Source organism: Niallia yueguangensis (assembly GCF_052663115.1).
Map to the genome: position 1 here is coordinate 44,383 of NZ_JBQTCX010000007.1, position 14,758 is coordinate 59,140.

General features: G+C 33.3%; 16 protein-coding genes, 1 pseudogene and 1 riboswitch. Of the genes and pseudogenes, 9 read left to right on the forward strand and 8 right to left on the reverse strand.

Annotated elements, in window-relative coordinates; all coding sequences use genetic code 11:
- Positions 1-97: 97 nt before the first annotated feature.
- From trxA to ACTYA4_RS08395, 3 genes are all read left to right on the forward strand, one after another.
- A complete protein-coding gene (gene trxA, locus ACTYA4_RS08385) occupies positions 98-412 on the forward strand; it encodes a thioredoxin (RefSeq protein WP_443480663.1) in 315 nt (104 codons plus the stop codon).
- A 159-nt stretch (positions 413-571) separates the two neighbouring features.
- The gene (uvrC, locus tag ACTYA4_RS08390) at positions 572-2,344 is read left to right on the forward strand and encodes an excinuclease ABC subunit UvrC (protein WP_443480664.1); all 1,773 of its coding nucleotides are present in this window, start codon (positions 572-574) and stop codon (positions 2,342-2,344) included.
- Between the two features lie 65 nt (positions 2,345-2,409).
- Positions 2,410-2,591: riboswitch (Lysine riboswitch) on the forward strand.
- Between the two features lie 296 nt (positions 2,592-2,887).
- Entirely contained in the window at positions 2,888-4,117 is a 1,230-nt protein-coding gene (locus ACTYA4_RS08395; RefSeq protein ID WP_443480665.1) for an aspartate kinase, read from the forward strand.
- A gap of 58 nt (positions 4,118-4,175) precedes the next feature.
- On the opposite strand, the gene ACTYA4_RS08400 is transcribed toward ACTYA4_RS08395, so the two are convergent.
- The 3 genes from ACTYA4_RS08400 to panE form a co-directional block, all read right to left on the reverse strand.
- A complete protein-coding gene (locus ACTYA4_RS08400) occupies positions 4,176-4,631 on the reverse strand; it encodes a YslB family protein (protein ID WP_443480666.1) in 456 nt (151 codons plus the stop codon).
- A gap of 161 nt (positions 4,632-4,792) precedes the next feature.
- Positions 4,793-5,401, reverse strand: a complete 609-nt coding sequence (locus tag ACTYA4_RS08405; protein WP_443480667.1) for a hypothetical protein — start codon at positions 5,399-5,401, stop codon at positions 4,793-4,795.
- Between the two features lie 101 nt (positions 5,402-5,502).
- Positions 5,503-6,429: a 2-dehydropantoate 2-reductase gene (gene panE / locus ACTYA4_RS08410; RefSeq protein WP_443480668.1), complete on the reverse strand. Its 927-nt coding sequence runs from the start codon at positions 6,427-6,429 to the stop codon at positions 5,503-5,505.
- Positions 6,430-6,651: 222 nt separating this feature from the next.
- Here panE and ACTYA4_RS08415 point away from each other — a divergent pair, with 222 nt between their 5' ends.
- From ACTYA4_RS08415 to ACTYA4_RS08425, 3 genes are all read left to right on the forward strand, one after another.
- Positions 6,652-7,317 carry a cupin domain-containing protein gene (locus ACTYA4_RS08415; protein ID WP_443480804.1) on the forward strand — a complete coding sequence of 222 codons (666 nt, stop codon included), beginning with the start codon at positions 6,652-6,654 and terminating at the stop codon, positions 7,315-7,317.
- Positions 7,318-7,491: 174 nt separating this feature from the next.
- Complete coding sequence (locus ACTYA4_RS08420) at positions 7,492-8,178, forward strand: hypothetical protein (protein ID WP_443480669.1); 687 nt, start codon at positions 7,492-7,494, stop codon at positions 8,176-8,178.
- A gap of 112 nt (positions 8,179-8,290) precedes the next feature.
- Positions 8,291-8,863: a hypothetical protein gene (locus ACTYA4_RS08425; protein ID WP_443480670.1), complete on the forward strand. Its 573-nt coding sequence runs from the start codon at positions 8,291-8,293 to the stop codon at positions 8,861-8,863.
- 803 nt (positions 8,864-9,666) lie between these two features.
- Here ACTYA4_RS08425 and ACTYA4_RS08430 read toward each other — a convergent pair.
- The gene (locus tag ACTYA4_RS08430; RefSeq protein ID WP_443480671.1) at positions 9,667-9,855 is read right to left on the reverse strand and encodes a hypothetical protein; all 189 of its coding nucleotides are present in this window, start codon (positions 9,853-9,855) and stop codon (positions 9,667-9,669) included.
- Positions 9,856-10,169: 314 nt separating this feature from the next.
- On the opposite strand from ACTYA4_RS08430, the pseudogene ACTYA4_RS08435 reads away from it, so the two are divergent.
- Positions 10,170-10,379: pseudogene (locus tag ACTYA4_RS08435) on the forward strand (LuxR C-terminal-related transcriptional regulator).
- 76 nt (positions 10,380-10,455) lie between these two features.
- On the opposite strand, the gene ACTYA4_RS08440 reads toward ACTYA4_RS08435, so the two are convergent.
- The 3 genes from ACTYA4_RS08440 to ACTYA4_RS08450 are packed head-to-tail and all read right to left on the reverse strand — an operon-like array spanning position 10,456 to position 12,607.
- Positions 10,456-10,803 (reverse strand): hypothetical protein, encoded by a 348-nt coding sequence (locus ACTYA4_RS08440; protein ID WP_443480672.1) that lies wholly within the window; start codon positions 10,801-10,803, stop codon positions 10,456-10,458.
- 19 nt (positions 10,804-10,822) lie between these two features.
- Entirely contained in the window at positions 10,823-11,704 is an 882-nt protein-coding gene (locus ACTYA4_RS08445) for an SAR2788 family putative toxin (RefSeq protein ID WP_443480673.1), read from the reverse strand.
- Positions 11,705-11,716: 12 nt separating this feature from the next.
- The gene (locus tag ACTYA4_RS08450) at positions 11,717-12,607 is read right to left on the reverse strand and encodes a S8 family serine peptidase (protein WP_443480674.1); all 891 of its coding nucleotides are present in this window, start codon (positions 12,605-12,607) and stop codon (positions 11,717-11,719) included.
- Between the two features lie 738 nt (positions 12,608-13,345).
- On the opposite strand from ACTYA4_RS08450, the gene gerE reads away from it, so the two are divergent.
- Both gerE and ACTYA4_RS08460 read left to right on the forward strand, forming a co-directional pair.
- Positions 13,346-13,570, forward strand: a complete 225-nt coding sequence (gerE, locus tag ACTYA4_RS08455; protein WP_016201768.1) for a spore germination transcription factor GerE — start codon at positions 13,346-13,348, stop codon at positions 13,568-13,570.
- A 182-nt stretch (positions 13,571-13,752) separates the two neighbouring features.
- Positions 13,753-14,217 carry a DUF2691 family protein gene (locus tag ACTYA4_RS08460; protein ID WP_443480675.1) on the forward strand — a complete coding sequence of 155 codons (465 nt, stop codon included), beginning with the start codon at positions 13,753-13,755 and terminating at the stop codon, positions 14,215-14,217.
- A gap of 133 nt (positions 14,218-14,350) precedes the next feature.
- Here the strand turns inward: ACTYA4_RS08460 and ACTYA4_RS08465 are convergent, their stop codons facing one another.
- A complete protein-coding gene (locus ACTYA4_RS08465; RefSeq protein ID WP_443480676.1) occupies positions 14,351-14,608 on the reverse strand; it encodes a YciI family protein in 258 nt (85 codons plus the stop codon).
- Positions 14,609-14,758 lie beyond the last annotated feature (150 nt).

Sequence of the window (14,758 nt, forward strand, 5' to 3'; positions counted from 1 at the left end):
AGGGAAAATTATCGACGAAACAAATTATTAGCATCCTAACAAAAACGATGGTATACTTTCGATATTAAAAGTTAACCACTTAGAGGAGGCAGTTGTAATGGCAATATCACATGCAACAGATCAAAATTTTCAAACAGAAACAGGTTCAGGAGTAGTACTAGTAGATTTTTGGGCACCTTGGTGCGGACCTTGTAAAATGATTGCTCCAGTATTAGAAGAATTAGACGCTGAAATCGGAGAAAAAGCAAAAATTGTTAAAGTTGACGTGGATGAAAACCAAGAATCTGCAGCTAAATTCGGCGTAATGAGCATTCCGACATTATTAGTTTTCAAAGATGGCGAAGTAGTGGATAAAGTAGTTGGATTCCAACCAAAAGAAGCTCTTTCTGAATTATTATCTAAACATGTTTAAAAGAGTTAGTGAAGGACAAATTGTTCTTCACTAATTTTTTGTCTTCTATCCTATTTCCTTCCACGACTTTTTCCTTGCTGAAAGCATTCTCCAACAAGTATCATATATAATAGAGTGTAGTAGATTAGTGTAGATTCAAGCATTCAGGGAGGAAAGACGATGAATAGTACAATAAAAAATAAACTGATGCTCTTACCTGATCAGCCTGGATGTTATTTAATGAAAGACCGACAAGGCACAGTGATTTATGTAGGAAAAGCAAAGGTATTAAAAAATCGAGTCCGCTCTTATTTTACTGGTTCCCATGATGGAAAAACATTAAGACTCGTTAACGAAATTGAGGATTTTGAATATATTATTACTTCTTCTAATATGGAAGCATTATTATTAGAGATTAATTTAATAAAAAAGTATGATCCAAAATACAATATTATGTTAAAAGATGATAAAACGTATCCTTTTATTAAGCTGACTGCAGAAAAACATCCACGCTTAATTACAACAAGAAAAGTTAAAAAGGATAAAGGCAAGTATTTCGGACCATATCCCCATGTCCAAGCAGCAAATGAAACAAAAAAACTGCTTGATCGCATATATCCATTAAGAAAATGTACGACACTGCCTGACAGGGTCTGCCTCTATTATCATATGGGCCAATGCCTGGCTCCATGTGTAAAAGATATTCAAGAAGCAGAATATCGTCAAATCGTGGATGAAATTACAAAATTCCTTAACGGTGGCTACAAAGAGATTAAAAAAGAGCTTACGGTGAAAATGACTGCTGCAGCAGAAGAATTAGACTTTGAGCGGGCAAAAGAATATCGTGATCAAATCGCTCATATTGAAGCAACAATGGAAAAACAAAAAATGACAATGGCCGATCTAGTGGATAGAGATGTTTTTGGCTATTCTTTTGATAAAGGCTGGATGTGTGTTCAAGTATTTTTTATTAGACAAGGGAAATTAATTGAACGAGATGTAAGCATGTTTCCTATTTATCAAGAACCAGAGGAAGAAATGCTCACGTTTTTTGGACAGTTTTATGAAAAAGAAAACCATTTTAAACCGAAAGAAATCTTAATTCCTAGTAGCATTCAGGGAGAGATGGTGGAAGAACTTCTCGGAGTAAAAGTATTAAAACCGCAAAAAGGACAAAAAAAAGAACTTGTGCTGTTAGCAAAAAAAAATGCCGAAAATGCGTTAAAAGAAAAATTTGCGTTAATTGAGCGTGATGAAGAAAGAACGATTAAAGCTGTAGAGAATTTAGGGAAGCAGATGGGGATTTATACGCCGCATCGAATCGAGGCATTTGACAACAGTAATATTCAAGGTACAGATCCGGTTTCTGCGATGATTGTTTTTGTGGATGGAAAACCAGCAAGAAAAGAATACCGGAAATATAAAATAAGAACGGTGCAGGGACCGGATGACTATGAGTCGATGCGAGAAGTAGTGAGACGGAGATATCAGCGTGTGCTAAAAGAGGGATTGCCACTGCCGGATTTAATAGTAATTGATGGCGGAAAAGGGCATTTGGAAGCAGTCAAAGAAATTCTTTTATTTGAATTAGGCTTGGATATTCCCGTGGCAGGCTTGGCAAAAGATGAAAAACACCGAACCTCGCAATTATTATACGGTGATCCGTTGGAAATCATTCCATTAGCTAGAAACAGTCAGGAATTTTATTTGCTGCAACGAATTCAAGATGAAGTACACCGATTTGCGATTACCTTTCATCGCCAAGTCCGTGGGAAAAATGCCTTTCAATCTTTATTAGATGACATACCTGGAATTGGGGAAAAGCGTCGAAAGCTGTTATTAAAAACATTTGGCTCTGTAAAAAAAATGAAAGAAGCAACAATCGAAGAATTCCGTACGATCGGCATACCGGCAAATGTAGCGGAAGAGCTATTGAACAAACTGCAAGAATAATTCATTAATCAACTATTGTATAAAAAAAAACTCTATGCTATAATGATGGCAACTTATTCTTAATAAGTGAAGGTAGAGGTGCGAACTTCAATAGTAATAATCCAGAGAAGAATGAGCTTCAAAGAAGGATTATGAAAGGGACAGTTCGCCGAAGTAAAGAAGAACTCATTATTTTCTTTGCTGGTTTTGTATTGAACAAATGCAAGACTGTCAAAACAAGGAATTGTTTTGGAGGGCTATCTCACTGTTTGTGCACATTTTAATGGAGTTTTTCTGCACAGCAATGAGACGTTCTCATTGCTTTTTTTATTGTCTTAAAAAGCAATGAAAAAAGTATTTATCGAAGTAATAGTGAGAGTTCAAAAAGGCAGCAAATTAGAAGCAAGAAGGTCGAGGCGGTGTAGCTTTGAGCAACGGAACGTATGCAATTAAATACGTGAGTAGCGGAAAAGCAAGCCAACGAAGAGATTCGCCGCTGATCATTTGATGACTTTTTGAATATCCTCTACACTTCTAAGAGAAAAAAAGAAAGTAGGGAATGCTGTGGGTTTAGTAGTACAAAAGTTCGGTGGAACATCAGTAGGCAGTGCAGAAAGAATCAAAAATGTTGCCGAGCGCGTAATCGAGGAGAAAAATAGAGGAAATGATGTTGTCGTTGTCGTTTCTGCAATGGGTAAAACAACGGATGAATTAGTAAGACTAGCTGGAGAGTTGTCAGATCGTCCTTCAAAAAGAGAAATGGATGTATTGCTTTCAACAGGAGAACAAATAACGATCAGCTTATTATCAATGGCTTTAAATGCTAAACAAGTAGATGCGATTTCTTATACTGGCTGGCAAGCAGGAATTCAAACAGAATCGGTACATGGAAATGCACGCATTTTAAATATTGAAACAGAAAAAATGCACGCTCAACTAAAAGAAGGAAAAGTTGTCATTGTAGCAGGCTTCCAAGGCGTGGCAGAAGATGGTTCGATTACGACATTGGGAAGAGGCGGCTCCGATACAACTGCAGTAGCGTTAGCTGCAGCGCTTAAAGCGGATAAATGCGATATTTACACAGATGTAACAGGTGTATATACAACAGATCCTCGATATATTAAAAATGCAAGAAAATTATTATCCGTATCTTATGATGAAATGCTCGAGTTGGCAAATTTAGGAGCAGGTGTACTGCATCCTCGAGCAGTTGAATACGCAAAAAATTATCAAGTACCACTTGTAGTACGCTCAAGCATGGAAAGAGAAGAAGGAACAATCATCGAGGAGGAAGTATCAATGGAGCAAAACTTAGTTGTAAGAGGGGTAGCGTTTGAAGATAATATTACTAGTGTAACGGTGTTTGGATTAAAAAATCCTTTAACAAGCCTATCTACGATTTTTACTACATTAGCATCCCAACATATTAATGTAGATATTATTATTCAAAGCTTAACCGACCAACAAACAATGAATGTATCTTTTTCGATTAAAGACAGTGATCTGGAAGAGACAGTGAAAGTACTGGAAGAGGTTAAAGCAGAATTATCTTATGAGAAAATAACTTCTGAACAAGGACTTGCCAAAGTATCGATTGTAGGATCAGGCATGATTTCCAACCCTGGTGTTGCAGCTGATATGTTTAAAGTGTTGGCAACAAAAGATATTGTCATCAAAATGGTAAGCACTTCAGAAATTAAAGTATCAACAGTTATTGAAAAAGACAAAATGGTTCAAGCGGTTGAGGCTTTGCATGATGCATTTGAACTTAGTGCGATTCCTGTAAACGCGTAAGCAAGATTAAACTGAAAAAAGCTGCCTAGATTGGCAGCTTTTCTTATGCAAAAGAAAATTATACGGGGTCTTTACTGTCCCAACGCACGGTTATCGTTATTTTTTTGTCTCTTCTTTTTGGATCTTCAAACGCTTCGGCAATGACTTTTTTTAGATGTTCATGTTGCTGGGCTAAGTAGCCTGTCTCGAGTTGAAAGGTGCATTTTCCTTTTTCTCTTAATCTTTTTTCAATCAAAGGACTAGTTAAAGTATACTCCATTTCATATTTGGACTGCTTGCTGACTTCAAGCGTTCCCCAGCCTGCTTTTTCAAAAAAATTTCTCGCCTCTTCTATGTGTTCAAGCGGAAACATTCTGGCAATTCTTTTTCCAGCCCAATACAAAAGTTCCGGTGTATCTCTTCCTAATAAATCTGGTATTAATATTTCACGAATTAATTCATAACCATAAGCAGGAACAGTAAGAGGTTCTTCATCCACTCTTGATCTTCCTTCTACAGATGTTAACTCACTCAATAGTCTCTCCTCTTTCTATCATTCTAGTGTATCTATTTGTCATAATTGTAAGATGATCGTAATAATGTTGGAAAAAATAGATTGCTTTAATAGTATACTGTAAATCTAGAAAAAAAACAGCTATCATCTGTAAGCAAAAAGCCAGTCTAAATGTATTCAGACTAGCTTCCTTTATAAGTGGATGTTAATTCTTTTTTATATTGCAAGGCGGAAATCAAATGTAATCCTTTTAATGTGGGAATTTGTTTATTCAGCATTTCCAGTGCTTCTGCTTTTTGGCCTTCTTTTACTTTATGCTCCATTTCCAGCCAGGCAAGCATGACTTTATCGTTTATGCGATCTTTATTTGTTTCATAATTAGATAGATCGCCTTCTTTAAGGGAAATCATTGCTGTATAATACCATTTGGCTTTCGTTTCCTTCATTAAAGGGAGCAGTTCTTTAACTAAATGAAACTTTTTTTGTTTAGCCAGTAAAATAATCTCAGAAACGATTTTAACTTGCTTGTAGCGAATTTTATCTAGCTGTTTCCTTGCTTCTTCCTCTTCATCATGAAAGAGCAAAAAAAGAAAATGATAATGAGGGTGCTTTGATTTTTGTAAAAACTGCAAAATTTTCTTTTCGTCTTTTTCAAATAGGATCGGGTATAAGGATAGATAAAGCATAAAAAAGAAGAAAAGAATGGAGACTATGATAATTAGCGAAATATGCAGCTTAAAGAAAAACATGACTAAAACAGTTATAAAAAGAAAAATATAAGGCAAGATCAAATGAGTTCCTCCGATAATAAGTATGTAAAAAGGGAATCTTGCAAGAGGATATTTCAATATGTTTCGCAAGAATTCCCTGCAAAAACAGAAAATTTTACAACTTAGCTGTTTTCTAATTGCATTTTTTTATACACTTTGACATTCTGATAAACAACTTGCAATAATGGCGCAGGGACAGAAGTGTTTTTTGCCAACTCCAATAAGTATCCTTGTAAATGATCACCTTCAATAAGGGAACCTTTCTCCATATCGCGCTGCATCGATGATTTCATATCGTATCCAATCGCATCAATTGTCTTCATATGCTCGTCCACAATATTTTCATGAATAGGCGCACCGTATGCTCGCATAATCTGAGCCGCTTCCTCAAACATTTGACGGATGAAGTCTTTGCCGCCATCACTTTCGCGAATAGGTCCAATCGGCGCGCGCAATAGCGAAGTGACACCCGACATAACAGAGATAAAAAGATATTTATGCCACATCGCTTGTTCGATATGATCACTTAAAATAAAATCTGCTTTCGCACCGCTAAAGGAATCTGTAATTTTATGTATTCGTTCCGTATCTTGGTTTCCAAATTCACCGTAAACAACCCGGGCAGCTGCACTTGTCTGAACAACATCGCCTTCTTTATTTAAAGTTGTTTCGATAAAGCATAAACCGCCAATAACCTTATCTGCGCCAAAAGCTTCTTTTAACGTATCTAAATGGGAAATACCATTTAATAGAGGCAACACGACCGTTTTTTCTCCAATAAAAGGTTTAAGATCGTTTATAGCTGCTTCTAAATGATAGGATTTTGTAGAGAATAAAACTAAATCAAATGGTTCTGCAGCATCCGTTGTAGTAACTAATTTAGGTTGAAAAGAAAAGTCTCCATTTACACTGCGTATGACAAGACCATTTTTCTCCAGCTGCTTCTTTCGGCCACTGCGAACAAGAAATGTCACATCCTCACCTTTTTCAACTAAGCGTCCGCCGAAATATCCACCAACGCCGCCAGCTCCTAATACTAAAATACGCATATAAACCTTCCTTTCAAAAAAACATGCATTTTGCTCCATTGTAGCATATTTGTACCATTTATTTATTGTTTCAACTATTGAAAAAACAAAATAAATACGGTAGGATAATTAGCCGTCAAAATTTCAACCTATGATAATCACCCATTTTTTAATCTTTCATACAATGGTCTTGTATCAAATTTTTAAATAATAGGGGGATATTCTGTCGTGTCAACATCTTATATGGATTATACGAAATCAAATGTACAGTATTTTTTTGATATCAATAAAAATCGGTTGAAAACCCGTAATGCACAAAATTATATCAACGAATTAGGAAGAAACAATTTAAATACACTGGGAGATGTTTCCTTGCTTGATATATATTTAAGCAAAGGTCGTGTGGTGGAACCGCATTATCATCAAAATGCAGCTGAACTTGTTTATTGTATTTCAGGATCAGCCGTTGTTTCCCTTATTAACCCTTTTAATAATACATTGACAAATATTCCAATAAAGCCTGGGCAAGTAGCAAATATTCCGCAAGGCTGGTGGCATTGGGAAATAGCTAATGAGGATAAAACCCATTTACTTGCCATTTTTGATGCACCATATCCACAATATATTTTTGGATCGGACATTCTGACAAAAACACCAATAGAAGTGCTTGCTCATACGTATTGTTTAAATCCAGAACAATTAAAGAAAACACTTGCTCCGTTAAAAAATCAAACCATTGTCATTGGACCTACTGATGAATGTGTCAGCCAAACCGAGCAAAGGAAGCAAACATATATAAATACTTCTAATTCTCAACCGCTACATTATCAAAATAACAAATCATATATGCCTCAAAATCGATATTATTCTCCTCAACCTAGGTATAATCAAGGCTATTATTATGGATAACTTGCCATTCTTTTAAGTAAATACAAAAAGGATGGAATGTGTTTACACTCATCCTTTTTAGAAATATGTAGTTTTTTGTCGAGTATAATTTGTAAATAAAAGTATGTACTTATGTTATAATTCAATTTTTGGTAGGGGAAACAAATAAGTCAAAAAGTTGTAAGGAGTTTTGGAATGCAAAGAAAAAAGAGTTTAATCGTTTTATTTTTGGTACTAGCAGTAGGTTTGGCTTTTTTTCTTTATCAAATGGATGATAACAAGGAGATAAAAAGCAAAAAAAATGATGAAGTTGTAATAACTAGATCTATAGAAAAAAACTCTGCTGAAAGGGTTATTTTGGGTGAAAAGGATGAAGAATACGTTGTTGGGAAGGATCTTCAACCTGGTTTTTATGATATAAAGCCATTAAACAGTAAAGAAGTAAATTTTTTCGGGTGGAAACTAAGTGAAAACGAAGAGCTGCATGCAATTGCTTTTAGGAAAAATAATAAATTTCACGTGTTTGAAGGTCAAGTCGAAATGACGCCCTCAAAGTTTCAGAAATTAAAAAAGGTGAAAGATTACTATATTATTTCCAATTCAGGATATTATGAAGTAGGTAATGAATTCCCTGAAGGCAGATATGAATTTATATTAGATGATAACTCTGTCTCATTAGATACCTATATTAATGTTCGAACGAGAGAAGATAAACCGAAAGTGACTATTCAATGGGATAATAAAAAAAGTGCTCGTTCTAATAGTGTCATTTTAAAAAAGGGTGATAGCATTTATATTGATAAGACAGATTCAAAAGAAAAACAAAGAGACGAAGTAATGTTGAAAGTAAAAGAAGCGGAAAAAGATACATATTATGATTAACTGATTTGATGAACTTATTATTTTTAACAAGAATCCTTCACCCACTAACTAGGAAGTTGAAGAAAAATAATGAACTATTTAGAAAAGTACTATTTAGGGAGTAGATAAATAATTGAAATCTAAAGAAAACGTATTGTGGAGTATATTTAAGTTATACGGTATTTTGTATGTTTTATTATATATTGGTTACATCTTTATCATAAACATTCTGGATTCTTCTTACAGTATCGTGAGTATTCCTGCTATTCTAGTACCTTATGTTTTTTTACTATTCTTTCTATTTGTTTTATGGAAATATACGAATTGGAGAACAGAAAGAAAAGCAAAGACTAAATTTATAACCAGGACAACTATTGGTATTATCCCGCCTCTATTTTGTGCAATTATTTTAGGAGTAAACGAATATAAATCTAATTTCTCTGTGAAAAAATGGTTGATTAACGAGAGCGAAAGAGTGTATATGGTAGATGACTTATTAAATGAATATGAATTAATAGGTATGACAAAAAAAGAAGTAAGTACGCTATTGGGACCGACTGAAGCAGATGATTATTTTAAAGAAGAGAATAATATTGTTTATTACCTTGGAAATGAAAGAAGCCTAATTAGTATAGACAGTGAATGGTTAGTTATTACTTTTGATGAAAATAAGAAAGTTGTGAAGTATGAGGTGGTAACAGATTAAATTTTTTCTTTTTTACATAAGAATTGTTAAAGGTGAATTTTTGAAGAATATCTCGATTTTTGAGATGTATTGATTTTCAGGACTTAAATGAATTAGCAGACAGTCATTAACTAGAAAGGGGAAACAGCATGAATTTTTTCTTTAAGCCTACAGTGGTATGGCTGCTTTTAAGTATTGTTTTCCTGTATTTAGTGGGCTTATTTACTATAAGGCCGGAAGTTACATCAGGCAATGGCAATCTTGGCCTTATTTTTGTTTTGCTCGCCGTAATCATTTTTCTGCGATTCGCCAAGAACTTATGGAAAAGCCTAGGTACGCTTGTTTTGCAGCCGCGAACCTGGAAGTTCGTAAGCCTTGGATCGCTATTTGTTCTACTGTTGGCTAGTTTCTTGGAATATCGGTATACGTTGAATTTGATCGATCAATTAGGGGGCACTCCCGCACAGAAGTCCTCAAGAATTTACCGCTATTCATGGGTTAATCAATATACAAATACTTTATTCATCAATGTTTATACCTTTATTATGTTAATTTCAGGTGTCGTATTCTTACATGCGATATTGAGGAGAAATCGTAAGAACAGTAAAAAAAGTGCCTGACAATTATTTTTCTAGACGTTGAAAATGCAAAAAGCTTATGAGACACCCTTTAAAAGGGAGGTTGTTCTTTTTTAGTACAAAAGATAAAAGATAAGCCATTTTTTCCTGAAAAACCTATATAATAAATTGAGTTTTTGTTTAATCTTAAACAGAGCTATTAGGGCAAATTAATCTTACCTCTTGAAGTAGTGGGACCTACAAGTATTATAAATATTTCATGCTTAAACCTAAGTAAATGAAAGTGGAAACTAAAATAAACCCAGAGAAAAAAAGAACTTTATTTCGATTAGACAAATTTTTCATCCAACCCCATCTTTTTCGGTCTGTATCAAACCAGTAACAGTCAATGATAACCGTTAATACAATAATTAGTAAGATTACGAAAGAACTCATTAGTTACCCTCCATTTCTTTATATCCAGTATATGTTAATTTTATTGTAACATATTCCATTAAATAAGTCTGCTTGCTCCACCTTTTGCTATTAAAGAACAATATTTATAAACATTCATAAAAAAATAAATTATCACATCATTTAAACTTTACCGAAAGAAGTAAAAACAATTTTAAACCACAATAAAAGAAAAAAGTCGTCCAAATTTCCCAAAATGTAGTCACTCCAAGGCTTCTCCCTACATAAGATATTCAGACTATGATAATACCCACCCCAGAGTTCATAGCTGGCGTAGGCAAGGAGGGTTATACTATTTGAAGGAGAACGAATTTACTCACAAGCCATTATTAACAAAAAGAGAAAGAGAAGTGTTTGAGCTGTTAGTATAAGACAAAACAACGAAAGAAATAGCAAGTGATTTAAAAAACAGTTCGAAATCATATTTTAATTGTAATGGTAGCTTTCATGTATTCTTCCTCCATTTTATTGTGTTCGTAAAAGTTAATCATTTTTGCAAGATGTAAATATATGAAATTATATAGCATACTACTAAATAAATAACTACAAAAAAGCACTATCCTGAAGATAGTGCAAGAAGTGTCATGACATTCGTAAGTCTCTTTTCATTTCTTCATATTCACGTTTAGAATTATTACCATGTAAACTAAGAATATGTTTTTCTAATTCTTCTAGTTTTGAAACAAAAATAGGATGAAGCTCTGTTGTATTTGCTTTTCCATACATACAATTTGTATAAAAAATTAATTGAGAAGCGATAAAATCGTCATTTGTTTCAAGTATAGCATCTATCATATGAGGGATATACTCAAAAGCTTCAACACTACTTTTATTATCTATGATTCTATCAAAAGAATGAGCTAGATAGAACTCATCTTCATTTATTTTCTCAACCCAGTTTTCTAAAATGCTTTCAATGTCTTTATGCATAAATAAAACCCCTTGTTTATTATTTAAACTTAAAATCGTCAAATTTTTTAGTTTTTTTGTTATATACAAAGTGTATTACAACGTTTTGGCCTTCCTTTGTTTTTAATTTTCTCTCCATTTTAACCCAACCATCTTTATGGTGCCATCTGCTGTCATTCAATTTAATACTTGTAAATTCAGTAGCTCCATCTAATGGGTTATTTAATACATGATCCATAAAGATTTCCTCAACTAAATCTTTCGGATTTTGCCTTCCTGTAGAACCTTTTCCTAGTGATTTTTTTGCTATTTTTTTACTGATATCTTTGACGGCACTTTTAATAGCAGCTTTTCCGAATTGTTTGATAACCCAACTGATTCCAATTCTTACTATAAAACCTACTAAAACAGCTACAACAGGAACTATAGATGCTTGTAATTCAGTTGAATCTACATTAATAACTTCTCCGGTATCTACATTAATAAGTGTAGCATTAAAGTCCTCATCAGATACACTATTAAGCAATATTTTGTAAGTGTGTTCAACTAGTTCACCATTTTCAGCCTCTGAAGAAAAGTCAAAAGACATCTCGTTTGTCTCATTATTAATTGATAGAGCGCCATTTGCTGATAGTTCTTCTGCATCTATCTTCGTTTCTATAACAGTTTCTGTTTTTTCAACTTCTACTGTTGTTTCTAAAACATCTGACACATTGCCTTCAATTGTATCCTCAACAAAGGAAGCGGCATCATCAGAGGCAACTACTATACCTTCTTCTGTTGGATCAATCTTAGTTATTATGCTTTCTTCATTTAATACGTTTTCTTGGGTTTCATTTGACTCTTGTGCTTTTGCTACTCCCGGTGTTATGTAAGCAAATAAAAATACACTGGTAATAATATAAATAAATAAATTTTTCATTCTACATCTCCTCTAGGGAATATATAAAAATCCCTTGCCTGTATATTTTTTATTATCTAATTCTTTAATTTTTAATAGATTAGAAGAAAGTATATTTGTTTTGGGGGAACCGTTTGAAAGATTGAATGCTATTATTCCTGTAGCATATGCAGTAGCAAAAGATGTCCCACTTACTATATTTTTTCCTCGTATCCTTCCTATTATTGGTATATCTACTCCTGGTGCTACCAAGTTTATTTTCCCAGTTGCTGCTAATGAATAATGGTTAAATTCTTTATCAACTGCTGAAATTGAAATTACGCCGGGATATTTTGCGGGATAATCAGTATACAAACCAAAAGTATTACCAGCTGCTGCTACTATAATTATTCCTTTTTCTAAAGCATCGTTAATAGCTTTCTCTAACACTTCTGAGTTTTTTTGAAAACCAAAACTTATATTAATAATGTCTACCTTTTGTTCAATGCTCCATCTAATACCTTTAACAACATCTTCAATTTTTCCACTTCCATTTTTATCGAGTACTTGTACATCGTATAAATGCGCAGAAGGGAAAATACCGATGACATTTTCTTTGTTCGGTTTTGCTGCAATAATCCCTGCAATCGCAGTACCGTGTCCAAAAGAATCATAAGTTTTCTTTTGCCCATTGGTAGCGTTATAAGTTTTTTTTACCTGTGCTTTAATAGCTTCATGGTTACGGTTAATTCCACTATCTAGTATGGCAATTTTAATATTTGCTTTATCGGGCATTTTTATCTTTTTGGATTCTAGTACATTACAAACAGCCCAATTTCTTTCACAGTCTTTACTATTTAAAACTATTTCAGAATTTTTTTGTGTACAAGAAGTGAAAACAGCAATAAAAACTATTAATAAAAATGGAGTGGAAAATCTTCTCATTATGTACTTAACATCCTTTTATATAATTTATTAGGAGTATATTTTTATCCAGTAATTGTCACCTTCTTCCTATGAAAATGTTAAATAACAATTATGTAAAATGGTAACATAATATAGAAAATGTGACAATATTGTGAATAGTAATTAGAAAATTTTCTAAATTTTATTAAGATTAGGTTGACTTTGGGAGTTGATTCGAATTTGTTTTAATTGATGATAAAAATCCAAATTAACAAGAATTATGTGTTAGTTCAAATAAGTAGAAAAGGCGGGGATAGGTATTTTGTAAGTTCTTATTCTGAAATAGAGGTGATAATTCAAGCAAAGGGTTTTAAAGCAACTTTATGTTATGAGGTTCTTTTGCTTGTTAATGTAGATGTGATGTTTGTAGCTAATTTACTATGAGGAAACAATTAGAGAATGCATCTAATCGCCAATTCTTCATTAGACTTGATTTGGCGACAATAATTATTATCTTATCTACATGGTTCTTTTCACTTTTGTAGTTGAATTTGTTAAAAGTAGTTCAGCGTATTTCAGAAAAATATAAGAAAATTATTCAATATTCAATCTCCTGCAGAAAGAATATATCCAATCCAAACCACAATAAAAGAAAAAAGTCGTCCAAATTCCCCAAAATGTAGTCACTCCAAGGCTTCTCCCTACATAAGATATTCAGACTATGATAATACCCATCCCAAAGTTCATAGCTGGCGTAGGCAAGGAGGGTTATACTATTTGAAGGAGAACGAATTTACTCACAAGCCATTATTAACAAAAAGAGAAAGAGAAGTGTTTGAGCTGTTAGTACAAGACAAAACAACGAAAGAAATAGCAAGTGATTTATTCATTAGCGAAAAAACAGTTCGAAACCATATTTCAAATGCTATGCAAAAGCTGGGCGTTAAGGGGCGTTCACAGGCTGTTGTAGAGCTCCTTAGAATGGGAGAACTAGAACTTTAAACAAGGAAGATGATTCAAAAAGAGGAGTGTTCCATACAATATTGTTGTGGGATTCAGAATCTTATGTTGGATCATCTTCTTTTTACATATGGAGGGTTTTTTTTAAGTTAGTTTTATGAGTTTTTAAAGTAATTTAAATGGAATGGATTAACCCTTATATTAATCTTAGGGAGTTGCGATTTATGAAGAGAGGGATTAGCTTTGAAATTCCAAATGAATACGGAACATTTCTTGGAGAAGTACTAAAGCCGATTGACACCACTGCATTCAGTTGGAGAATTGGTAACGGTGAGTCATATACAGTAGTTGATGATGGATTAGATAAAGAGCTTTTCCCCGTAGATAAAAAAGTAATAGAAGGTGCAGAACTCAAAAATTTATTAGAAAACAATAAATATTATATTATTTTCGCTGACTTACAAGCATTTCCAAAAGGTGAATTTTCTAAAATTGAGACATATGAAGAATTTATTGTAAGCAAGTGTAAACTTGTTCTATTAGTTGTGGATTGCTGTAATGTTACTATTTATTGTAAAAATAAGGAAGTAATCAAATTGCTATACAACAATGCAAAAAAATATGGATTTGAAGATGTTGAATATATTACCGATGAAAACGATACAAGAACTAGGCTATCTGTCTGGTAACCTCAAAAAGACATTCATGAATAAAGGTCTTTAAAATCAACGTTATTATTTACCTTAATGTTGTTTAAATAAATTGAAAACTTGTTCTTATAAGACAAAAAATTAAGATGAAGAAGAGAACCTCTTCCTCATCTTAATTTTTTACCATCCATTCTTTCACGTCTACAGTAGAAGAACCACTTTTAATTAGCGGGTCTGATTCGCTGATTTTAACCGCTTCATCTAGTGAGTCACATTTAATGACGTAGGCACCGCCAGTACTGTCACTAAAAGGTCCAAAAGCTTCTAATTGATTATTTTCTTTAAGTTTGTCTAAAAAATCATAATGTGGTTGGACATAATTTTGATCGAAGTTTTGTGTTCTTGTAGTAGTTAGCAAGTAAAGATTCATTAGTAGCACTCCTTTTTTAAGTATGTACAGAAATGATTATAACATGTTTGTTATGAAAAATATGGTAATTTATTTTAAAAAATTCCCAAAAAACCATTGTAAAAATGACACAACTGTCACTATAATAAAAGTGACAGTTGTGTCATTTTA

Excerpts from the sequence above, each read along its gene's own strand:
- trxA (WP_443480663.1), top strand. The coding sequence starts at position 98 with ATGGCAATATCACATGCAACAGATCAAAATTTTCAAACAGAAACAGGT.
- uvrC (WP_443480664.1), top strand. The coding sequence starts at position 572 with ATGAATAGTACAATAAAAAATAAACTGATGCTCTTACCTGATCAGCCT.
- panE (WP_443480668.1), bottom strand. The coding sequence starts at position 6,429 with ATGCGTATTTTAGTATTAGGAGCTGGCGGCGTTGGTGGATATTTCGGC.
- ACTYA4_RS08415 (WP_443480804.1), top strand. The coding sequence starts at position 6,652 with ATGGATTATACGAAATCAAATGTACAGTATTTTTTTGATATCAATAAA.
- ACTYA4_RS08420 (WP_443480669.1), top strand. The coding sequence starts at position 7,492 with ATGCAAAGAAAAAAGAGTTTAATCGTTTTATTTTTGGTACTAGCAGTA.
- ACTYA4_RS08430 (WP_443480671.1), bottom strand. The coding sequence starts at position 9,855 with ATGAGTTCTTTCGTAATCTTACTAATTATTGTATTAACGGTTATCATT.
- ACTYA4_RS08440 (WP_443480672.1), bottom strand. The coding sequence starts at position 10,803 with ATGCATAAAGACATTGAAAGCATTTTAGAAAACTGGGTTGAGAAAATA.
- ACTYA4_RS08445 (WP_443480673.1), bottom strand. The coding sequence starts at position 11,704 with ATGAAAAATTTATTTATTTATATTATTACCAGTGTATTTTTATTTGCT.
- ACTYA4_RS08450 (WP_443480674.1), bottom strand. The coding sequence starts at position 12,607 with ATGAGAAGATTTTCCACTCCATTTTTATTAATAGTTTTTATTGCTGTT.
- ACTYA4_RS08460 (WP_443480675.1), top strand. The coding sequence starts at position 13,753 with ATGAAGAGAGGGATTAGCTTTGAAATTCCAAATGAATACGGAACATTT.
- ACTYA4_RS08465 (WP_443480676.1), bottom strand. The coding sequence starts at position 14,608 with ATGAATCTTTACTTGCTAACTACTACAAGAACACAAAACTTCGATCAA.